Annotated in this window: 22 protein-coding genes and 1 tRNA gene; 17 read left to right on the top strand and 6 right to left on the bottom strand. The window is 38.1% G+C overall.

The features are described 5' to 3' along the window. Positions 1-2 precede the first annotated feature (2 nt). On the top strand, positions 3-497 hold the full coding sequence (locus tag WC631_01075; GenBank protein MFA6227059.1) for a hypothetical protein: 495 nt from the start codon (positions 3-5) through the stop codon (positions 495-497). A gap of 1 nt (position 498) precedes the next feature. On the opposite strand, the gene WC631_01070 is transcribed toward WC631_01075, so the two are convergent. Beyond that, a complete protein-coding gene (locus WC631_01070) occupies positions 499-1191 on the bottom strand; it encodes a pseudouridine synthase (protein MFA6227058.1) in 693 nt (230 codons plus the stop codon). Positions 1192-1258: 67 nt separating this feature from the next. Here WC631_01070 and WC631_01065 point away from each other — a divergent pair, with 67 nt between their 5' ends. The 3 genes from WC631_01065 (at position 1259) to WC631_01055 (ending at position 3150) form a co-directional block, all read left to right on the top strand. Beyond that, a complete protein-coding gene (locus WC631_01065; protein MFA6227057.1) occupies positions 1259-1867 on the top strand; it encodes a DedA family protein in 609 nt (202 codons plus the stop codon). 78 nt (positions 1868-1945) lie between these two features. Next, positions 1946-2692 (top strand): SIMPL domain-containing protein, encoded by a 747-nt coding sequence (locus WC631_01060; GenBank protein MFA6227056.1) that lies wholly within the window; start codon positions 1946-1948, stop codon positions 2690-2692. A 2-nt stretch (positions 2693-2694) separates the two neighbouring features. Beyond that, entirely contained in the window at positions 2695-3150 is a 456-nt protein-coding gene (locus WC631_01055; GenBank protein MFA6227055.1) for a cytidine deaminase, read from the top strand. 53 nt (positions 3151-3203) lie between these two features. Here the strand turns inward: WC631_01055 and WC631_01050 are convergent, their stop codons facing one another. Then, on the bottom strand, positions 3204-3920 hold the full coding sequence (locus tag WC631_01050) for a TIGR00730 family Rossman fold protein (protein MFA6227054.1): 717 nt from the start codon (positions 3918-3920) through the stop codon (positions 3204-3206). On the opposite strand from WC631_01050, the gene WC631_01045 reads away from it, so the two are divergent. The 8 genes from WC631_01045 to uvrA all read left to right on the top strand — a co-directional run bounded on the left by WC631_01045 (position 3921) and on the right by uvrA (position 13170). Then, a complete protein-coding gene (locus tag WC631_01045; protein ID MFA6227053.1) occupies positions 3921-4058 on the top strand; it encodes a hypothetical protein in 138 nt (45 codons plus the stop codon). It abuts the gene before it with no gap. Between the two features lie 27 nt (positions 4059-4085). Further along, positions 4086-4541: an FKBP-type peptidyl-prolyl cis-trans isomerase gene (locus tag WC631_01040; protein MFA6227052.1), complete on the top strand. Its 456-nt coding sequence runs from the start codon at positions 4086-4088 to the stop codon at positions 4539-4541. Between the two features lie 327 nt (positions 4542-4868). Further along, a complete protein-coding gene (locus tag WC631_01035; protein ID MFA6227051.1) occupies positions 4869-6164 on the top strand; it encodes a tRNA guanosine(34) transglycosylase Tgt in 1296 nt (431 codons plus the stop codon). 3 nt (positions 6165-6167) lie between these two features. Then, positions 6168-6611, top strand: a complete 444-nt coding sequence (locus tag WC631_01030) for a GNAT family N-acetyltransferase (protein MFA6227050.1) — start codon at positions 6168-6170, stop codon at positions 6609-6611. Then, positions 6612-8708, top strand: a complete 2097-nt coding sequence (locus WC631_01025) for an excinuclease ABC subunit UvrB (protein ID MFA6227049.1) — start codon at positions 6612-6614, stop codon at positions 8706-8708. Positions 8709-8735: 27 nt separating this feature from the next. Next, positions 8736-9980, top strand: coding sequence for a HAMP domain-containing sensor histidine kinase (locus WC631_01020; GenBank protein ID MFA6227048.1), 1245 nt, complete (start codon positions 8736-8738; stop codon positions 9978-9980). A 29-nt stretch (positions 9981-10009) separates the two neighbouring features. Then, positions 10010-10390, top strand: coding sequence for a response regulator (locus tag WC631_01015; protein MFA6227047.1), 381 nt, complete (start codon positions 10010-10012; stop codon positions 10388-10390). 146 nt (positions 10391-10536) lie between these two features. After that, positions 10537-13170, top strand: a complete 2634-nt coding sequence (gene uvrA, locus WC631_01010) for an excinuclease ABC subunit UvrA (protein ID MFA6227046.1) — start codon at positions 10537-10539, stop codon at positions 13168-13170. Positions 13171-13435: 265 nt separating this feature from the next. Here the strand turns inward: uvrA and WC631_01005 are convergent, their stop codons facing one another. Beyond that, entirely contained in the window at positions 13436-13660 is a 225-nt protein-coding gene (locus tag WC631_01005) for a hypothetical protein (GenBank protein MFA6227045.1), read from the bottom strand. Between the two features lie 57 nt (positions 13661-13717). Here WC631_01005 and WC631_01000 point away from each other — a divergent pair, with 57 nt between their 5' ends. Continuing rightward, positions 13718-15079, top strand: coding sequence for a UvrB/UvrC motif-containing protein (locus WC631_01000; GenBank protein ID MFA6227044.1), 1362 nt, complete (start codon positions 13718-13720; stop codon positions 15077-15079). Between the two features lie 339 nt (positions 15080-15418). Beyond that, on the top strand, positions 15419-16387 hold the full coding sequence (locus WC631_00995) for a D-alanine--D-alanine ligase family protein (protein ID MFA6227043.1): 969 nt from the start codon (positions 15419-15421) through the stop codon (positions 16385-16387). A gap of 1 nt (position 16388) precedes the next feature. Here the strand turns inward: WC631_00995 and WC631_00990 are convergent, their stop codons facing one another. The 3 genes from WC631_00990 to WC631_00980 form a co-directional block, all read right to left on the bottom strand. Beyond that, positions 16389-17000: an HAD family hydrolase gene (locus WC631_00990; protein ID MFA6227042.1), complete on the bottom strand. Its 612-nt coding sequence runs from the start codon at positions 16998-17000 to the stop codon at positions 16389-16391. A 17-nt stretch (positions 17001-17017) separates the two neighbouring features. Continuing rightward, positions 17018-18457 carry a PEP-utilizing enzyme gene (locus tag WC631_00985; GenBank protein MFA6227041.1) on the bottom strand — a complete coding sequence of 480 codons (1440 nt, stop codon included), beginning with the start codon at positions 18455-18457 and terminating at the stop codon, positions 17018-17020. A gap of 318 nt (positions 18458-18775) precedes the next feature. Continuing rightward, positions 18776-18848 (bottom strand) — tRNA-Ala (locus WC631_00980). 98 nt (positions 18849-18946) lie between these two features. Between WC631_00980 and WC631_00975 the strand changes: the two genes are divergently transcribed. The 3 genes from WC631_00975 to WC631_00965 all read left to right on the top strand — a co-directional run bounded on the left by WC631_00975 (position 18947) and on the right by WC631_00965 (position 20937). Continuing rightward, positions 18947-19783, top strand: a complete 837-nt coding sequence (locus WC631_00975; protein MFA6227040.1) for a CAP domain-containing protein — start codon at positions 18947-18949, stop codon at positions 19781-19783. 1 nt (position 19784) lies between these two features. Then, positions 19785-20564: a hypothetical protein gene (locus tag WC631_00970; protein ID MFA6227039.1), complete on the top strand. Its 780-nt coding sequence runs from the start codon at positions 19785-19787 to the stop codon at positions 20562-20564. 88 nt (positions 20565-20652) lie between these two features. Continuing rightward, positions 20653-20937: a hypothetical protein gene (locus tag WC631_00965; protein ID MFA6227038.1), complete on the top strand. Its 285-nt coding sequence runs from the start codon at positions 20653-20655 to the stop codon at positions 20935-20937. The last annotated feature ends 7 nt before the right edge of the window (positions 20938-20944 follow it).

The following is a 20944-nucleotide window of genomic DNA, read 5'->3' as shown; positions in this document are numbered from 1 at the left end:
AAATGATACTCACCCCACACGCTATCGTCGGTGCCGCTGTTGCTAGTGCATTGTCTGGACATCCAGTCGTTGGTTTTGCTCTAGCTATAGCGAGCCACCATGTTTTGGACATGATTCCTCATAGTCATTATGAACACCACCATTTTGATTTAAGAGTGGTTGATAGCCTTCCGGCACTTTCCCATAATATTAGAGCTGTCTACCAATTATTTTTAATTTTATTTGATTTCTCCATAGGTACCCTTTTAGCGATATTGGTTTTTGCTAGAGATTGGCACACACTTTTTATCACACTTCTTGGTGTGGCTGGTGGAGTTCTACCAGATTTTTTTCAATTTATATATTTCTCATATAAAAAAGAGCCAGTACACTCGCTTGTCAGATTTCACAGTAAATTTGAAACAAAAAATAATCTAGACCATAGGCCTTTTCTTGGTGCTTTTATACAGACAGTCACAACTATTTGTATCGTGTTGATATTTCTATCGATAAAATAGTTTACAAGGACAATAGTCTCAAAAAATCCTGAAGTTCTTTGCCGACCATTTCACGATACGAATTTGATTTTATTCCATCTACTTTTATATTCATAATGCGCACTCTTTTTAAAGACTCTATCGGCAAGTTCAAATGATCGCACATCCTTCTTATCTGATGTTTCTTTCCTTCAGTCAAGATTATTTTAAAAGAATCTTCGCTCAAAAGTTTTGCCTCACAAGGTTTTGTTTTTATACCGTCAAGCTCCATTCCGCCTTCCATAACATTCATGTGGAATTGTTTTATCGGCACGCGGGTTTTTACGATATATTCTTTTTCGTGCGTATGGTCTGGGTTCAGTAAGCGGTCGGTAATCCTGCCATCATTTGTAAGTATCAAAAGCCCTTCCGAATCTTTATCAAGTCTGCCGATAGGGAAGACGCCCTTTAGCTTGCTTGAAGTCAGCACATCTTTTTCTCCTCTCTGGGGGCTATGGGTAATGACATCGCGAGGCTTGTTATACGCGTAATACACTAGCTTTTTGCTTGGTCTACCCAAAACCTCAACTTTGTCCTCTTCCGAGATTTTGTCCCCAAGGACGGCCTTATAGCCGTTTATAAGCACCTTGCCTGCTGAAATGAGCTTGTCTGCGTCCCTGCGAGTAGCTATTCCGTGCAGTGCCAAATATTTATTTATTCTGATTTTCTCGTCCATTTAATCTACTATATCACAACATAGTTATATTTGGTATAAAAATAACATTTATGCTAAAATATTATCCATGCAAGAATTGTTTTTTATAAATTCCGTAGAGCATTTTTCTTATGTCGCCATCTTCCTTTTCACTATTTTTGCCGGATATATTGTTCCTGTGCCTGAAGAAATCGTCCTTCTTATTGTCGGCTATATGGCAAGTGTAGATTTTATACATTTTGCTCCGGCTCTTGTGGTAGTTATTTTAGCTCTACTTATCGGCGACAATATTATTTTTAATCTTTCGCTCAAAAACAATAAACATGTTCACAAGCTCATACACGAAGTGTTATCTCTGAAAATCGTTTCCAGAAATAGGGGTTTTTTGGAAAAACATGTCGGCAAAACCATTTTCTTTTCAAGATTTTTCCCATTTTTGAGATTCGTCGGTCCTGTGCTTGCCGGATATACAAAAGCTAAAACAAGGACTTTCCAATTTTACAATACCTTGGCAATAATAATCTATGCACCACTTGTTATAGGTATCGGCTATATTTTCAACAATTATTTTGATTGGATTATCGATCATATAGATAAGATGAGGCATGTGATTGTTATTTTGATCTGGATTATCGTCGGTCTTGTCATTACAAGAATCGTTGATTATATTTTCCGGAAGGTCAATCCTTGCGAATAAGTATCAGTAGATAGTATTTAGTATGGGGGCGGTTAATTATCCTAAATCAAATAAAAATTTGATCGGACAAATAAAAATATGGCAAATCTAGATATTTTCAAAAACAACAAAGTCTTGTGGATGCCGGCTATCGCTGGTATCAGTTTGATATTAGCTTCTACTATTTTGGCAGTTGCCCTTTATAGTTCAAGAAGTTCAAGTGATGCTCTTTCTGTGACAGGCTCTGCGAGCAAAGAGGTTGTCTCTGATAGCGCAAAGTTTAGCGGAGATTTTTCAAGGATAGTGAAGATAAGTAAATTGAAGACAGGGTATGAACAGATGGCAAAAGATTTGGCACTTGTAAAAGCTTTTCTGAAAGCCCAGAAAATACCCGATGCGAATATCACCATCTCTACCGTTTCAATGATGGAAAATTACAATTACAACAATAATAATTATCAGACCGAGAAAGAATATACACTTAGCCAACATGTAGAAGTTGCACTTCCGGATGTAAATAAGATCACGGCTTTGGCGCAGGCGACTACCGACCTTATAAACAAAGGTGTGATATTCAGCACAAATCCCGTCGAATATTATTATACGAAACTCCCAGAGCTTAGGGTTGCTCTGCTTTCTGATGCCATAAAAGACGCGATGGCAAGGGCAGATAAGATGGCAGAAAGCACAGGCAAGAGTGTTGGTAGTCTGAAGTCGGCGGCAAGCGGAGTGGTACAAGTCCTTCCTTCAAACTCTCTTGAAATTTCTGACTACGGAACATACGATACTTCCAAGATAAATAAAAATGTGATGGTCACAGTGAGGGCTTCATTTGGATTGAAATAAACATGACAAATCTAAAATACAAAGACTTGAATAAGGAAGAGAAAAAGCTTTTGGATTCTGCGGAGAAAGCTCTAGGTAATGCTTATAATCCCTACAATAGCCAGTTGAGGGTGGGAGCGTCGGTGCAGACAAAGGGAAACGGTATTATCTTGGGTTCCAGTATGGCCAATGCCTCTTCCACTGTAAATATGTGTGCGGAAAGAGCGGCTCTAGCGGCAGCGAACGCCCTTGGTTTTAGAGATATCACGGCGATGGCTATTATCGGGACAGATAGCGATGGCGTGGTTGAAAATCCAATAATGCCTTGTGGTGTGTGCAGACAATTTATGGAAGAATACCTCACGATAAATGGTGGAGATATTGAAATAATATGCTCAAATAGCGCAAAAAATATTATTGTAAAGACGAGTTTGAAAAAACTTTTACCGATGGCTTATGCGGGGAGTGGGGTGAAGTAAATCAATACAAAAATAGCGACCGCGCGAAGCGCGGTCGCTATTTTTGTATTGATTTACTCTGTCCTAAAAGGTGCGTTTTTGATGATCTGAATAATCTCGTCTTCACTGTCTACTATTTTATAAATATCCAAATCTCCTGTCTTTATGGTGTGAAATTCTTCATATAGTTTATCCTTTATCAATTTCAAAAGAGGTTCCCAGAATTCTCTGCCGACAAGTATTACCGGAACACGTGGTATTTTGTTGGTCTCTACAAGAGTGACTATTTCAAAGAATTCATCTATTGTCCCGAATCCACCTGGGAAATAAACATAACTTTCTGCAGAGAAAAAGAGGAGTGTCTTTCTGCTAAAAAAATATTCAAACTGCACATATTCGGTAAGATATTTGTTTACAGACTGTTCATTTGGAAGTTTAATAGCAAAACCAAGTGATACACCGCCGGCTTCATAAGCACCTTTATTTGCAGCCTCCATTATTCCCGGTCCTCCACCTGTCACCACTGCATATCCGAGCTCGTGGGCGATCCTTCCAGCTAGAGACACGGCTTGTTGGTAATATTTATTATCCGCTTTGAATTTAGCGGAACCTAAAATACTCACCGATCTAGGGTATTTTTTTATCAAATCATATCCACGGGCAAACTCGTCGTCTGCTACCATAGTCCTCTTTGATATTATTTTCTCAACCTGTTTTAATGTAATAGGGGCATCACCTTGGGCCTCTTTTGTTTTTCCATTTGTCCTACGAAAAATATTTTTTAAATTCATATGAGAAAGATTATAGCACCCTGTAGTAGAATTTGCCATCAAAAACCTCCAAGGGGTTTTAGAAAATATAATGGCAAAATCTACTACAGGGTAACATATGTATTTGATAATAAAACATGGTTTGATATAATACCATGAGTAATTAAAAGTTTTAATATTATATAAATGGACAAAAAAACATATATCGCAATAACTATAGCTATTGTACTGGTCTTGTTATTTGTAGGTGGTACAGGTCTTATTAACAATTTAATTTCGACACAAAACGTGATTGATCAAAAACAGACAGAAAAGAAAACTCCAACAGTGGACCTCAGTGACACTGTCGTCGGTATTGGAGCGGTTGCGACTGCCGGTAAAGAAGTGACGGTGCATTACACGGGTGTTTTTACCAGCGGACAGAAATTTGATAGTTCAAGAGATAGGGGAGTACCGTTTACATTTAAACTTGGATCTGGAATGGTTATAAAGGGTTGGGATATTGGAATTGAAGGTATGAAAGTTGGAGGAAAGAGAATTTTGATTATTCCGCCAGAATTCGGTTACGGTGCAAATGACTATGGACCAATACCTGGAAATTCTACATTGATTTTTGAAGTGGAGCTTTTGTCAGTCAAATAGGCTCGCTCGCTTACGGACAGAGAAAAAATACAAAAGAAAAACGCACTGCCACTGGGACGTGCGTTTTATCATAGAGCGGAAGATGTTCACCATGAAAGTTGACAGTCGGGACACACGTTCATACAGACGTTTTCTTTTTTCCACCTGTCACTGCTGTTTGCATCCGGATGTTTGCACACAGCTTGTATCTTCCTGATCCCGTTTTCAAGACGAAGGATTTTTTCCTTTTTACTTGAAACCTTCTTACGGATTGTCGCTTGATTCATATTTATCCTTTTTGTTCAGTTCTGCTTTTTATGCTATATTCAACTGCGTTATATGTCAAGTATGAAATTCACCATAACAAAAAAGCTTCCGAAAACGCTCGGGCGGGCGGGGATTATAGAAACAGCACACGGTATTATAGAAACGCCGGCTTTTGTTGTTGTAGGAACAAAGGGCACGGTAAAGTCTGTTTCTACGGAGCAGGTCAAAGAAGCCGGGACTCAAGTTGTGCTTTCGAATACATATCATTTGTATCTTCAGCCGGGTGATGAGCTCGTAAAGAAAATGGGTGGATTAAATAAAATGATGAATTGGGCGGGGCCTTCAATGACCGACTCTGGTGGCTTTCAGGTTTTCTCGCTCGGTGCCGCATATAAAAAAGGAATTTCAAAAGTTTTACAGATTACTGATCCTTCGCTTTTAATTCCGGAAAGATTTGACGATACTCTCGCGCCACGCCTTGCAAAAATAGGCCAAGATGGAGTTTCTTTTACATCACACTTGGACGGCTCGGTGCATTATATTACTCCGGAAAAATCTATGCAGATACAGCATAATCTCGGTGCGGATATGATTTTTGCCTTTGATGAATGCACTTCGCCAAGCGAGGATTTGAAATATCAGGAGGAGGCGCTAGAAAGGACGCATGACTGGGCAAAAAGATCACTGAAAGAACATCATCGATTGATTGAGAGCTCCTCAAGGTCTCATGAAAGCGGGAAAAGGTCTCTCCTTGAGGAGGAGCGGAGCGACGGGAAAGGTGAGACCTTGAGGAGCTTTCAGCCCCCAGCCCTTTTCGGCATAATCCAAGGTGGCCGTGAAGAAAAACTTCGCAAAAAATCGGCAAGAGTAATTTCAGAAATGGAAGTTGATGGAAAAAAGTTTGACGGCTTCGGTATCGGTGGTTCATTTGCAAAAGAAGATATGTCGACAGCAGTAAAATGGGTCAACGAGATTTTGCCGGAAGAAAAACCTCGCCACCTTCTCGGCATCGGTGAACCGGAAGATTTATTTATGGGAATTGAGAATGGTGTTGACCTTTTTGATTGCGTTTTACCGACACGCCTCGGTAGAAACGGCACTATCTATACAAAAAACGGTAAAATACATATTACAAACACAGCATATAGAGAAGATTTGTCGCCGATAGACGAAGGTTGCGAATGTTATACTTGCAAAAATTTCACAAGAGCTTATATCGCGCACCTTTTCCACGGCAAAGAAATGCTCGCCGGTACCCTTTCATCAATTCACAACATTCATTTTATAGTAAATCTCGTCAAAAAAATCCGTCAGTCAATTCTGAATGGAAATTTTGCAGAATTTAAGAAAGAGTTTTTAGAAAAATATATAAAATAATTTATGAATAATATCACTTTAAAATTAGCGACTGAAAAAGATGTCTCGATTTTTATTGAGCTTGAAAAGAGTGTGGCGCATTTAAAAGTGTATTCTGCTATGATTAGTGAAGATGAGGTAAAGAAAGAATTTGAGAAAAATACAATATATCTCATAGAAAATAATAATAAAATTGTTGGAAGCATCGAGTATGAAATAAAAAATCCTGACCATGCATATATAAGCGGTTTTGTTGTAAATCCAAAATTTCAAGGACAAGGTATAGGAAGAGAAGCTTTAAGATTGATATTAGAAAGACTTAAAGATATTAGAAGGATTGATTTAGTAACCCATCCTGACAATCCAGTATTAAATCTTTACAAATCTTTTGGTTTTGTTGTAGAATCAAGAATCGAAAATTATTTCGGAGATGGTGAACCTAGAGTAGTCTTAGCTAAAACAACTTAAATGGACAAATTCAAATTAAAAAGCGGTTTTAAGCCAGCGGGCGACCAGCCGGTGGCGATAGAAAAGCTTATAGACGGACTAGAAAAAGGGTTTAATAAACAAACCCTTCTTGGTGTTACCGGTTCTGGAAAAACATTTACTGTGGCGAATGTTATTGCAAAAATCAATAAACCAACGCTTGTAATTGCCCACAACAAAACTCTCGCCGCCCAGCTTGCCCAAGAATATCAAGATTTCTTCCCAGAAAATGCCGTGCATTATTTTGTCTCTTATTACGACTACTATCAGCCGGAGGCATATATGCCAGTCACCGACACTTATATTGAAAAGGAAGCGATGATAAATGAAGAGATAGAACGCCTTCGCCATGCTTCCACACAAGCGCTTCTTACAAGAAAAGATGTGATAGTGGTTGCATCTGTATCTTGTATTTATGGTTTGGGAAGTCCGGAAGAATATTTAAGTGTAAATTTGCAATTGGAAAAAGGGCTTAAGATTTCTAGGCAAGAATTGATAAAAAAACTTGTAAATATTCATTTTGAAAGGACAAATGCCGATCTTTCAGCTGGAGAATTTCGCGCCGTGGGGAATTCACTTGAAATAATGCCAGTTAATGAAAAGATAATCGTTAGAGTTGATATTGAAGGGGATTTGGTTGCTAAAATCTCAAAAATAGATGCAGTGTCAAGAGTCTTGACAGAAGAAAGTCTGAAGTCAATTTTTATTTTTCCAGCAAAGCATTTTATAACAAATAAAGAACAGCAAGCGAGTGCTTTCAAAAGCATAAAAAAAGAATTGGAGGAAAGACTTACGGAATTAAAAAAACAAGGAAAAGATCTTGAAGCAGAAAGACTCCGAAGAAAGACGAGTTATGATTTGGCATTGATACGAGAAGTTGGCTATTGTAATGGTATTGAGAATTATTCCAGACATTTTTCTGGTAAAAATGCTGGCGAGGCACCAGACACGCTACTATCATATTTTCCGCGTAAAGCCGATGGAAGTGCGGACTTTCTCACTATTATAGATGAGTCGCATGTTACCGTGCCACAAATACGAGGAATGCAAGCAGGCGACGCTTCTAGAAAGAACACCCTTATAGAATACGGTTTCAGATTACCTTCGGCAAAAGACAATCGTCCACTAAACTTTGGTGAGTTTGAAAAAAGAGTGGGGCAGACGATTTATACTTCTGCGACGCCAAGTGATTTTGAAAAAGAAAATTCAGAGCAAATAGTAGAGCAGGTGATAAGGCCGACAGGGCTTGTGGATCCGATTGTAGATATTAGACCAATCACTGAAAGAAAAAACCACGAAAAGTCTGCTGACCTCGTGGTAAACCACGGAAAATCTAAAGACTTCGTGGCAAGCAAATCACAAGTTTTTGACTTTATAGATGAAGCATTGAAAGTTATAAAAAATGGCGGAAGGGTTATCGCCACCACACTTACAAAGAAGATGGCAGAAGACTTGAGTGAATATTTGAAAGAAAAAGGGGTGAAAGCAGAATACTTGCATAGTGAAATCAAGACTATTGACAGAATAGATATTTTGACAAATTTCAGAAAAGGGAAATTTGACTGTATTGTCGGTGTGAACCTGCTTCGTGAAGGGTTGGACTTGCCGGAAGTGGAATTTATCGGTATTTTGGATGCCGACAAGGAAGGTTTTTTGCGTTCAGATACTTCGCTTATTCAAACTATCGGCCGTGCGGCGAGAAATTCGGCTGGGAGAGTGGTTTTGTATGCCGACAATATGACAGGCTCAATGCAACGCGCATTGGACGAAACAAATCGCAGAAGAGAAAAGCAAATCGCTTACAATACAAAGCACGGGATTACACCAAAGACTATTTTAAAGAAAATCCATGATATCACAGAGCATTTGCGAAGCGATCATGACAGAGCGGTGGCCGAGCTTTTGAAAATCGATAGGGAAGTCATGGGAAAGAAACCAGTACAACTTGTGAGACAAAAAGAAGCACAGATGAATTCGGCTGTTAAAATACTGGACTTCGAGACAGCTGCGATTCTACGGGATGAGATAGCACAATTGAAAGAGATGACTGCTGTTAAGAAAGGTAAAAAAAGCAAATAGGAAAAGATATGTTATAATTTCTCCATTATGATAGAGAAAAAAACAAATAGGGTATTAAGTATACTCTTTTTATTAAAAGTAATTCCGATTTTCTATTTTATACTTTTTATAGTGGCTCCATTTTTATATCCGGAATATTTCCCTTGGATATCAAATATTAAACTTTACCTTGTGGCCACGATCGCAATGCTCATTTATCAAACAATCATTTTCATACTGGCTGAAGTATTTAGAAAACAATCCTTGTGGATGCATATAGGCTATGTTTTTGCTGTATTCTATGGGCTTTTTATTTATCTCACGGGAGGTCTCGATAGTACCTTTATGTTTGCAATGGTGTTCATACCGATAATTTCCGCAACATATTTAAATGAGAGACTTTCAATAAATACTGGTTTATTTACGATTCTGGTCATGGTATCTACGATTTTATTTGATAAAAACAGACTAGATCCGGTTTATGTTATCAAATATTTAATGCATATTGCCGTTTATTCTTTGATGGTCTTTTATTTATACAAAATAGTCAAAGAAGTTATGATGCAACGCTTTGAAAAAGAGAGATTGAAAAGACAGTTTGTAGAATTGAGCGAGCTTGATAATGTTAAACAAATCTTTCTCACAGCAACATCGCATCAGCTCAAATCACCGCTTGCAGGTGCCAGGTGGGCATTAGACACCGCCATACAAAACAAAGACTGCGCAGATATCAAAATTTTGACAGAGGGAAGAGAAAGGGTTGTTCAAGCTATAAATATAATTGAAGAGATGATAAAAACCGCCGAATATGATCTGGGCGATAAGAAAATAATCTTGAATAAAGAAAAGATCACTTTAAATTCTATCGTGGAAAAGATAATCTCAAATCTCGCTTATCTAATACAAGGCAGTGCAATTAGCTTAATATTAAACATAAAAGAAGGGGTGGCTGTTTATGGTGACAAGAAAGTATTGGATCTTGCTTTAGCAAATATATTCGATAATGCGTTCAGATACGCTCCAAAAAGTAAGGTCACAGTTACTATTAAAAAAGAAGGACAATATGCAAAGTTGACAGTGGAAGACAACGGCATCGGCATAGATTCGGCAGATCAAGAATATGTCTTCCAAAAATTCTTCCGTGGCAAGAATGCTTTAAGACTTGATCCAAACCAAAGTGGAGTCGGTCTTTATGCCACAAAGAAGATAGTGGAAATGCATGGAGGTAGTATAAAAATATCTTCTATCTTAGGAAAGGGCACTAAAGTTGAAGTGTTTTTACCATTAGACTAAATATTTCTATATTGTTATAATAATCTCAAATGAGTCGACTTGAAGGTAAAAAAATATTGATAGTTGAAGACGATAAATTTCTTAGTGAAATGTTGGCAGGTAAACTCTTAGCCGAAAAGGCTCTTGTGGCCCGCGCCCCAGATGGTGAATCTGCTATTGAAATGGCAAGCTTAAACAGATACGACCTTATACTTCTGGATATTCTTCTTCCCAAAAAAGATGGCTATACGGTGCTAAAAGAATTGAAGGCCGATGAAAAAGCCAAAGAGATAGATGTGATAATACTCTCAAACTTGGGACAAAAAGCGGACGTAGATATGGGTGTCAAACTCGGTGCAAAAAAATTCTTGGTCAAAGCGCTTCTTTCTATAGACGAAATCGTTGAGGGTGTCGTAGAAGATTTGAAATAATTTGCCAAAAGTCTAAACTAGTATATTATTCGTATATACCCCTAAGGAGTGAATCCAAGGGGCATTTGATGTATTATGAACCCCGTAAAGAATTTTGGGGATAGTACATAATATTTCTAATATTTGATAATTAAATTAATATCCGCATGGCAAAAATAAAAGAAAGCGAAAATTCACACGGGGCAAGAACAAATAAGGCTGTTTTTGATGAAAAATCCGAAAAAATTATTGTAAAAGGTGCGCGAACACACAATCTGAAGAACATTACAGTAGAAATGCCTCGCAATAAGATGATAGCTGTCACAGGGCTTTCCGGTTCGGGAAAGTCGTCTTTTGCCTTTGATACTATTTTTGCAGAGGGTCAACGCAGATATGTGGAGTCACTTTCTTCTTATGCCAGACAATTTTTACATCAAATGCAGAAGCCGGACGTAGATGAAATCATCGGTCTTTCCCCGGCAATTTCAATAGATCAAAAATCCCGCTCAAATAACCCTCGCTCTACTGTCGCCACAATCACTGAAATCTACGACTATCTTCGTATTCTCTACGCTCGTATCGGCAAACCGCATTGCCTCATCTGTGATAGAGAAATTAAAAAACTTTCAAAAGAAGAAATCTTGGAGACTATTTTAAATAATGTATCAAAACTTAGGCCGACACAAAAGAAAGAAATTCTTGGTGTAGATATAATATCCGATAAAATACGAGTCTTTTCACCGCTTGTTGTCGGCAGAAAAGGTGAATACTATCAGCTTCTTTATGATCTACTTGAAAAAGGTTATGAACAAGTAAAGATAGACGGGGAGATCAAGAAGCTTCGCAATCAGATAATTATCGCGAAAAATAAAAAACACGACATAGATGTGCTTGTGGATGAATTCTATGTTTCTGAATTCAAGGACAAGCAAAAGACCGACGCGACAAGACAAAGGCTTAGTGACGCCGTAGAAAAAGCCATAGAAGAATCGAAAGGACTTCTAAAAATAGAGACTCCTGAAGGCGAGAAAATGATTTCCGTGAAATTTATGTGTCCTTATGATGGCTATTCATATCCAGAGATTGAGCCGAGGCTTTTCTCATTCAACTCTCCTTATGGCGCATGTCCGGCTTGCAATGGTCTTGGTACAAAGACAATTTTCAGCGAAGATCCTTGCGACACTTGCCACAGTGCAAGACTTCGTGAAGAAGCTCTACATGTGCTTCTTGGTGGCATAAGTATTGTGGATTTTGTCGGCAAATCAATAAAAGACGCGAAACACTTTATAGAAAATCTCAAACTCACAGAAGTCGAAAAAGAAATTTGCAAAGTCGTAGTCAAAGAAATAGATGCGAGACTGCAATTTATGATAGATGTCGGTATAGATTATCTTTCACTTGAAAGAAAGGCTTATACACTTTCTGGCGGAGAGGCACAGAGGATACGCCTCGCATCACAGCTTGGCTCTGGCCTTGTTGGCGCTTTATATGTCTTGGATGAGCCGACTATCGGTCTGCATCAACGCGACAATGACCGCCTTATAAAGACCCTTACAAATCTCCGTGATTTGGGAAATACTATTATTGTGGTGGAACATGATGAAGACACTATGTATTCTTCAGACTATATCATAGACATCGGCCCGGGCGCTGGAGTGCACGGTGGGGAAGTCGTGGTCTCTGGATACTTGGAGGAGCTTCTCACAGCAAAAGACAATAAAAGTGATTCACTTACTCTCGCATATTTGCGTGGTGAGAAGAAAATAGAAAAGCCGAAGAAAAGGCGCGACCAAGACAAAGGTGCGATAAAGATCCGTGGTGGAAAAATATTTAATATTAAAAATATGAATATTGATATTCCGCTTGGTAAATTCGTCTGTGTCACTGGCGTATCTGGCTCGGGCAAATCATCTCTTGTTTATGAAATATTGCATAAAAACTTGCAGGCGAGAGTTGATAGAAAATACAGGACAAATGAAACTCACCACTGCGCATCTTTCACTGGTTCAGAATATGTCGGGAGGACTATTATGATAGATCAGTCGCCGATAGGCAGAACGCCAAGGTCAAACCCTGCCACATACACCGGCGCATGGACTCATATAAGAGATATGTTTTCGGCAACTACGGAAGCGCGTGAAAGGGGATGGAAATCAAATCGTTTTTCTTTCAATGTAAAAGGTGGCAGATGCGAAGCTTGCGAGGGGAATGGCACTATCGCTGTGGAAATGCATTTCTTGCCGACAGTTTACGTCCCCTGCGATGTCTGCAATGGCAAAAGGTTCACAAAGGAAACGCTGGAGGTGAAATACAAAGGCAAAAATGTTCATCAGGTGCTTGAGATGACTGTGGAAGAAGCACTCAAATTCTTTGAGGACATTCCTGCGATTTTTGACCGCTTGCATGAGATGAATGAAGTCGGTCTTGGATATTTGAAACTTGGTCAGAGTGCCACGACGCTTTCTGGAGGTGAGGCACAAAGGGTAAAAATCTCTACCGAACTTTACAGGCCAAATCTGCACAGAACAATGTATCTTTTGGACGAGCCGACCATCGGACTTCATTATGAAGATGTAAAAAAGCTTATTGAAATTTTACAAAAACTTGTAGATGCTGGAAACACCGTCGTCGTGATAGAACACAATATGGATCTCATAAAATCCTCCGACTATATTATCGATATTGGCCCCGAAGGAGGCGACAAAGGCGGGGAAATAGTGGCAAAGGGAACGCCAGAGGATGTCGCCAATAATAACAAATCGTATACTGGGCATTATTTGAAGAAAGTTCTTAAAAAATAAAAAGGAGAACAGTAGTGTACTGTACTCCTTTGTGAGACAATTCATTTTACCTTTGTAGACAGAAGTAAGGCAAAACAAGCTGCCAGAAACAACATCCATAAACCCAGTGGCATCATTTTTCTGAAAAACGACAACCTACTGAACTTGCCCCCGTAGAAAAGAAAGTCTATGAGGCCAAGTACAATAATGATTGCCCCGACCACAAAGATAGACCAAGCAAAGACCTTTATAATCATCGTAATCTCCTTCCTTTTGTTTGTATTGTCTAAAGCTCCATCCCCATCTCTATTTCAGGGACACTACTATTATTGTCATTGTACCATCCGTCATTGTTAAGATAGAGGTATCCGATCACAAACGGTGAGACAATGAATGTGATGCCAAATGTCCATAGGGCATTTGTGAATTTTGCATCGACTTGCCAGAAGGCGATACAAAAAGCGATAACGCCAGCAAACAAAGAACCGATCAAAACATCTTTCAACTTCATTTTTCCTCTCCTTATTGAATTGTTTGTTCTTTCTGCTAGTATGTAATCACAATAGACATGCAAAGTCAAGATTTAAAAAAACACAAACTACCCGATACGCCTGGCATTTATTTCTTCAAAAAGGGGAGGGAGATTTTTTATATTGGAAAAGCGACATCTCTTCGCGATAGGGTAAAAAGCTATTTTAGTAATGATCTTATCGCCACTCGCGGTCCGCTTATTGTAGATATGGTTTTTAAGGCGGACAAAATCACTTTTCAAAAGACTGACTCTATCCTTGAAGCACTTATCCTAGAAGCCGAACTTATAAAAAAACATAAACCGAAATACAATACAAAAGAAAAAGATGATAAAAGTTATAATTTTGTCATTATTACAAAAGAGGACTTTCCAAGAGTTTTGATAGAAAGAGGAAGAAGTTTAGATTTTCCAAGGAGAGACCTTTTTGCAGATCCAAGGTCTCTCCTTGATAAATCAAATATGACTAGCTGGAAAAGGTTCGACCTTAAATCTCAAAAAAGGTCGAACCTTGAGGAGCCAGTCCAGCGTATTTTTGGACCTTTTCCACACAGCACCCAACTCAAAGAAGCTGTGAAAATTGTTCGCAAAATTTTTCCATTTCGTGATAGATGCACTCCAAACCAAGGCGAGCCTTGCTTCAATAAACAAATCGGACTTTGCCCCGGAGCTTGCGACGGGAGCATTTCAAAAGTTGATTATAAAAAAATAATTAAAAATATTATTTTATTTTTTGAAGGTAAAAAGACAAAAATCATAAAAAATCTTGAAAAAGAGATGAAGGCCTTGGCGAAAGAGCAAAAATTTGAAAAAGCTGGAGAAATTAAAAAGACAATTTTCGCATTAAATCATATTCAGGATGTCGCTCTCCTAAAAGCGGAGGATTTCTCTGGGAAAAGGTTCGACCTTAAATCCCAAGAAAGGTCGAACCTTGAGGAAAGAAAAATCCTCCGTATCGAAGCCTACGACATTGCCCACATCAGTGGCACAGCCAATGTCGGCGTTATGGTAGTGCTAGAAGACGGCGAGCCAGCAAAAAATGGATATAGAAAATTCAAAATAAGAGAAAGTAAGCAAAATGATATTGCCGGTCTAAAAGAAATATTGGAGAGAAGACTCGCTCATGAAGAATGGGCTTTTCCACAAATAATAGTTGTGGATGGAGGAAAAGCCCAGATCAAAGTCGCTAGGGAAGTCGTATCTCGTTTACTTGGCTATCGTATAGCCAAGTTGGAGGTGGTTTCGGTACTTAAAGATGAAAGACATAGGCCAAAGGCGATATTGGGGGATAAAACTATCACTTCCAAATATTCAAACGACATTCTACTCGCAAATAACGAAGCTCATAGATTTGCCATCAAATATCATCGCAAAACCCTCGCCAAAAAGTCCTTGGTTTGACGACAATATTTATTATGCTATTTTATAAAGAGCAGATCTTTTGATGTTGAGGGATAGCGGTCGTGAGCATGCTTGCTTTTATCGTGCTGTCGAGCGATTCATGACGGGTTAAGGCAAAACAGAATTGCTGAACAGCAGAGCCTGGATTCCGTCAGGTGGATCCACTGCTGGTAGCTATCTGGCCTGACATGCATCTGACACCTCGCAGAGTACGGACAAGGAGCTCACGATCGCTCTCCTCAACATCATACTTTTCCCAAGCTATCCGCCCCTAGCAATTGCTATGTGGGCGGACTTTTTCTTTTCCCAAATTTTACATTATTTGATATAATCTTCAGTATGAATCGAGTAAAAGTTGCAATATTACGCGGGGGCACTAGTGGCGAGCATGAAGTCTCTTTGAAGACTGGAAAGTCGGTGATGGAAAATCTACCACATAAATATATTCCGATAGATGTTTATATAGATAAAAAAGGTGTCTGGCATATAGATGGCGCTCCCGTAAAACCAGAAAAAGTATTTGCCGATGCGCATGTCGTCTTCAATGCAATGCACGGCACTTATGGCGAAGACGGCAAAGTCCAACAGCTTTTGGAGCATTTTGGAATCCCTTTCACCGGCTCTGGCGCACTCGCTTCGGCCATCGGTATGAACAAAATCCTTTCCAAACAGATTTTCAAACAACACGGCATCAAAACTCCACTTCATACGACGATCTCGCTCGGCGAAGAAATACACGATTTTTCAAAAAGGCTTTTCAAATCATTCCCCATACCTGTCGTCATCAAACCAAACAATAGCGGTTCATCTCTTGGGGTGACGATAGCAAGCACGATAGCTGGCATAGAAAAAGGTATCGCTGAAGCATTCAAACATTCGGACACTGTGCTTATAGAAGAATTTATAAAAGGTAGGGAAGCGACATGCGGGGTGATAGACAAATTCCGTGGCAAAGATGTCTATTCACTTTTGCCGATAGAAATAAAGAAGCCAAAAGATGCCGAATTTTTTGATTTTAATTCAAAATATAATGGCAAGTCGGAAGAAATCTGCCCAGGAATATTCAGCATAAAGGAAAAAGAAGAAATCCAGCGTATGGCTGAGGAGGCGCACAAGGCCCTCGGGCTCAAGCATTATTCTCGCTCAGATTTTATCGTCACGCCGAGAAGAGGGGTTTATATCTTGGAAGTAAATACTTTGCCTGGCCTTACAAGCGAGTCTCTTATGCCAAAATCGCTGAAAGCTATTGGCTGTTCATTCCCTGATTTTCTGGATCATTTGCTCACGATTGCTATTGAAGAGAAGTAAATTAAGACAACACCTTAAAAACACTACCAACCACTTCACTTGGTCTTTTCACAATAGAGTCTGGTTCTTCATTTTTTAATTTTTTAATATCGTGTATTCCCCATGTAACTGCCACTGTCTTAACACCAACATTCTTTGCTTCTTTTATATCTCCAACAGAGTCTGTAATAATAAGGGTCTCTTCGGGCTTTATATTATATTTCAATAAAACCATTTTAAATTTTTCAATTTTACTGCGATGAATGTCCGCACCAAGAATTTCCTTAAAGTAAGATATGAGATTGTGTTTTTCTAAGAAATTACGAATGCCTATACTCGTCGATGAACTAATAATTATTAAATCAAATCTTCTCGAAAGCTCTTTGATTGTCTCGGTAATACCTTCGACTAATAAACAATTATTTACTCTGGCTGAATATTGCTGATGGAAATCATTTTGAGACTTATCATTTGCATGTTCTTTTCTTATATTCTTGTATAAATTACCTTCAAACCAACCAGCCCATTCTTCGTATTTCAAATCAGGCATCATCTCTTTATTAATCGAATAACCCAATTCTAAGCTATTAACTATTACTCCGTCAAAATCAAAAATGACAATCTCTTTTCTCATAAATTTTAACCATTAATTTATTTAATTATTCTCACCACCCCCTTATCAGCATCCACCTCAACCAAATCTCCATCTTTTAAAACTTGGGTAGCATTTTTAGTACCAATAATACAGGGCTTTTTCATTTCCCGAGCTATAATTGCAGCATGACAAGTAATTCCGCCTTCATCAGTAATAAATGCAGATGCTTTTTCTAATGCTGGGATAAAGTTGGGCGTAGTCATAATCGCAACAATAATATCCCCCTCTTTAACTTTAGAATTGTCATGGGCCGTTTTAACAATACATACGCTTCCTTTTGCCTTGCCTTTATATCCAATACTGCCCTTCAATTCCTTCACCTCCAAAGTTCTATGATTTAATATCGGTCTTTCATCGACGAATTTTTTTGCTTCAGATCCTTCAAGAATATGATCTTCATCGTAATCAAAAAAAACGACAAAGCCTTTCTTTCTTTTCTCAATGCTTCCTATTACATTGAACTTATCCTTCAGTGCTTGTAAGACTTCTGGTACACTCAAATAGAGAAGATCGTAATAAGAAACGCCAAAATTAATAGCAATTTCCTTTACTAAAGTTTGTACGTAATACGACGACTCCTGAAAGAAGTCTGTCCTCTGGGTACGTAGATATACAACATCTCTAATGAGCTGAACAATATCTTTGTCTTCTTTGCTAAAAACATCTATCGCCTTTATGATTTTTTTCTCAATTCCTTCCCGATACTCAATCCTTTTTTTGAGTTCTATCTCAGCAGATACAGAATCAGTTCTAGAAAGTCGCCCTAGTACATCATTTTTAGTCCACGGTTCCCCAACAAAGAATCTTATTGCTAGCCAACCATATTTTCTAGCATGTTCGTCAATTTCCTTATCAGTGGCTTTCTTAATACCTAATCTTAGAAAATCATCCTGCTCTTTTTCCCCGCCAGTTAGATGGCTAGCAGTAGTTATAAGTCCAAGAAGTTCATTTTCTTCCTTTTCACTTTTTGCATATTTCTTTACTGTATTGCGGGCTAATTCCGAGATTGGGTCTTCAAACAAAACCAGATTTTGAAAAATCATATAATTACTAGCAGAATCCAAGTATCTTTTTAGACAATCATACATTTCTTCGGTGGCTAAGTTTTCTTTACTTGTAATTACCTCAATGGACTTTGCGACTTCAATTAGTTGATTGCCAAGTTCAAAACATTTCTTTATTAGATTACCAGTATAAATATTCCCTCCTTTTTTGAATTTATTTTGTAAATCTTCCTTAGCAATCTTTTGATCACTCGTTTTAGCAAAAAAATAATTATTAGTATATAACCATCTTACTCCAGCTCTCCATTCAAGAATATTCTCGACGTTTTTCTTATCAACCATCCCTCTAATTATAATAGACGAAGCAAAATATGGCTCAATCCTCTCAACCATATATTTAAGCTCGTCATTTTTAATATCGGTAATTTTCATAAAATATTGGTTATTATTTTGATTAATTACATAGTATCAGAAAAATCAATAATTTTCTACAAAAAAAGAGATTTAAAAACGATAGTGGTGTTATTTTAGCATTTGCGCGAACCTTTTTTGAAAGAAATGCGGGCGGGATTCGCTTCACATTTCTTTTCGGAATTCAGGGCGGACAAAAGACAAAAATACAAATTCAATAAAGACAATAAAAAAGAGCACACATTCCCTACGGTTTGTGTGCTCTCCTGTTCTAGGCTATTCAGGTAAGCCCTATTACTTCGGGTTAAGACAGAGAAGTGCGGATTTTCTTAACGCTTGTGGACCTGAGCGGGCTCGAACCGCTTACCTCCTCATTGCAAATGAGGCGCTCTACCAGATGAGCTACAGGCCCTTATCTAACTCGGGATAGATTAGCATAAAAAATATTTTACTTCAATCAACATTGATTGATTTTATAAAAAAATACTTATGTTATAATCTATACATAGTATGAACAATCTAAGAAAAATTGCGACAATAGTCCTCTGTGTTGAATTACTGATTTTAATCGGGGGATTTATGAATGGGTCTTTTCAGCCCGCAACAGTCCTCGTCAGTGCACTCTCAGACCTAACAAATCAAGAAAGACAACAAAACAATTTGGCTGTGTTAAAGGTAGATTCGCTCTTATCAAAAGCCGCACAGATGAAAGCCGAGGATATGGCGGGCAATCAATATTTTTCTCATGTAAGTCCAGATGGCAAGACCCCATGGTATTGGCTTGAGCTTGTCGGTTATAAATATGATTATGCAGGAGAAAATTTGGCGATTAACTTTAACGAGTCAAAAGAAGTGACAGACGCATGGATGAATTCGCCGACGCACAGGGAAAATCTTTTAAAAAATTCATATACAGAAATGGGTACGGGTATTGCCTCTGGTACTTATAAAGGCAAAGAGGGGATTTTTATCGTTCAAGATTATGCAAGTCCTAGAGTAGAAAAAGTTTCTGAATCTGAAAATATCTCAAATAATATTCCGACATCGACAGGCACAAAAGTCTTGGGAGCTATGACTCAATTTGCTAATAACACAAATACAAAGAAAATTGTAATTATTATTGTCTCTGTATTAATAGCAATAACCATCTTGTTCTTCTTGATTAGGTTTACAATAAAATATAGTAAAAAACACCCAGCATTCTTAAATGCCCTTCTTGTAATTTTAGCGATAGCGCTTGGGGCTTATATCATATATCAGCTTGTGTTTAAAGAGAGAACATTTATGGCAAGTAGTACAAATTATTCTTCAGAAGACGCGATTATAATTCCTATTGAATCCGAATAAAATGAAAAGGGCTTTATTATACATTTGGTTCATCTCTATTATTTTTCTTACAAGAGAGGTTTTTGCAAACACAAATCAAATAAATGCTGGTATCTTATCGAGTGTTTGGTATTCATCTATCAATATAAATGATCAAGATTTGGTGAAAATATTTGGAGCTATACAAAATCATTCTGACATTACTTTTTCTGGCATCGCATCTATCTTCGTAGATGATGAATTAAATTCGAAAGTAAATTTTACATCTACAAAAGATAGCTTGTTAGAAATAAGTGGACCGTGGAAAGCTTTGGAGGGCCGACATTCAGTACAAATAAAGATTACGGAGATAAACGGCGTAAGTACAAGTTCACTTCTTTCCTTTGAAAGTGATAGAACATCTCTCTCTATAACAAAACCAATAACATTGGAAGTCGTAAAAGAAAATACTCAAAAGATAGCGGAAAATGTGGTGCAGAAAATAGATGTAGTTGCGAATGCTTTGGCTGATAAGATTGAAACATATAAAAAGCCAGAAGTAGCTAGTCAAAGTGTTGTAGCAAGTGATCCTTCAACCGGACAAACAGCAACGACCAAGACAAACAGTGAAATGGTCGGGCAGGTCCTTGGGGCAGAGACAAAATACCAAGCTTCAAGCTCCGGTGGCTTATTCAAATATCCAATAGTTACAAATATTTATAATAAAATGATAGATTTTTTCAGTATGATTGTTAGAAATTGGCAAATAACACTTTTCGTTATAATCATACTGTTTATAATAATCAGGTACTTCATCATTTAAAATATGTTTGACTTTATTTTAACATCTTGTAAAGTATAAAAGGATCCTAGAATTGTTCTTTGATCCTAACCTCAACAAAGGAGTAGGTATGGCAGAAAAAGTCCGTGTCGAGTTGAAGCCAAGAACTGTACTTTCGTTTTCTGAAAAAGATTTCAAGACGGAAGTACAAGCATCGCCCACGGTAAAAGATGACCATAAGTCTGTATTAATTATGGCCATTGATGTGGCACAAAGCGGTGCGGGCGCCCATCCTCGTATATCAGAACGGGTGTGGATAGAGATTCGTAGTCTATACGAACATATCTACATCGGTTCAAGGAAATTTTATCTGAAGGGTGGCAATGGCCGACTGATTATGGAGATGGCGAAATAATAAGGAG

This window comes from Candidatus Paceibacterota bacterium (assembly GCA_041663045.1).
GTDB lineage: Bacteria > Patescibacteriota > Minisyncoccia > Phycocordibacterales > GWA1-40-21 > Bog-1340.
Note: the sequence above shows the minus strand (reverse complement) of the source record. Positions and strands in the feature narration are given on the sequence as shown.

Coding starts and splice junctions, on each gene's coding strand:
- WC631_01075 (MFA6227059.1), top strand. CDS start 3: ATGATACTCACCCCACACGCTATCGTCGGTGCCGCTGTTGCTAGTGCA.
- WC631_01070 (MFA6227058.1), bottom strand. CDS start 1,191: ATGGACGAGAAAATCAGAATAAATAAATATTTGGCACTGCACGGAATA.
- WC631_01065 (MFA6227057.1), top strand. CDS start 1,259: ATGCAAGAATTGTTTTTTATAAATTCCGTAGAGCATTTTTCTTATGTC.
- WC631_01060 (MFA6227056.1), top strand. CDS start 1,946: ATGGCAAATCTAGATATTTTCAAAAACAACAAAGTCTTGTGGATGCCG.
- WC631_01055 (MFA6227055.1), top strand. CDS start 2,695: ATGACAAATCTAAAATACAAAGACTTGAATAAGGAAGAGAAAAAGCTT.
- WC631_01050 (MFA6227054.1), bottom strand. CDS start 3,920: ATGAATTTAAAAAATATTTTTCGTAGGACAAATGGAAAAACAAAAGAG.
- WC631_01045 (MFA6227053.1), top strand. CDS start 3,921: ATGAGAAAGATTATAGCACCCTGTAGTAGAATTTGCCATCAAAAACCT.
- WC631_01040 (MFA6227052.1), top strand. CDS start 4,086: ATGGACAAAAAAACATATATCGCAATAACTATAGCTATTGTACTGGTC.
- WC631_01035 (MFA6227051.1), top strand. CDS start 4,869: ATGAAATTCACCATAACAAAAAAGCTTCCGAAAACGCTCGGGCGGGCG.
- WC631_01030 (MFA6227050.1), top strand. CDS start 6,168: ATGAATAATATCACTTTAAAATTAGCGACTGAAAAAGATGTCTCGATT.
- WC631_01025 (MFA6227049.1), top strand. CDS start 6,612: ATGGACAAATTCAAATTAAAAAGCGGTTTTAAGCCAGCGGGCGACCAG.
- WC631_01020 (MFA6227048.1), top strand. CDS start 8,736: ATGATAGAGAAAAAAACAAATAGGGTATTAAGTATACTCTTTTTATTA.
- WC631_01015 (MFA6227047.1), top strand. CDS start 10,010: ATGAGTCGACTTGAAGGTAAAAAAATATTGATAGTTGAAGACGATAAA.
- uvrA (MFA6227046.1), top strand. CDS start 10,537: ATGGCAAAAATAAAAGAAAGCGAAAATTCACACGGGGCAAGAACAAAT.
- WC631_01005 (MFA6227045.1), bottom strand. CDS start 13,660: ATGAAGTTGAAAGATGTTTTGATCGGTTCTTTGTTTGCTGGCGTTATC.
- WC631_01000 (MFA6227044.1), top strand. CDS start 13,718: ATGCAAAGTCAAGATTTAAAAAAACACAAACTACCCGATACGCCTGGC.
- WC631_00995 (MFA6227043.1), top strand. CDS start 15,419: ATGAATCGAGTAAAAGTTGCAATATTACGCGGGGGCACTAGTGGCGAG.
- WC631_00990 (MFA6227042.1), bottom strand. CDS start 17,000: ATGAGAAAAGAGATTGTCATTTTTGATTTTGACGGAGTAATAGTTAAT.
- WC631_00985 (MFA6227041.1), bottom strand. CDS start 18,457: ATGAAAATTACCGATATTAAAAATGACGAGCTTAAATATATGGTTGAG.
- WC631_00975 (MFA6227040.1), top strand. CDS start 18,947: ATGAACAATCTAAGAAAAATTGCGACAATAGTCCTCTGTGTTGAATTA.
- WC631_00970 (MFA6227039.1), top strand. CDS start 19,785: ATGAAAAGGGCTTTATTATACATTTGGTTCATCTCTATTATTTTTCTT.
- WC631_00965 (MFA6227038.1), top strand. CDS start 20,653: ATGGCAGAAAAAGTCCGTGTCGAGTTGAAGCCAAGAACTGTACTTTCG.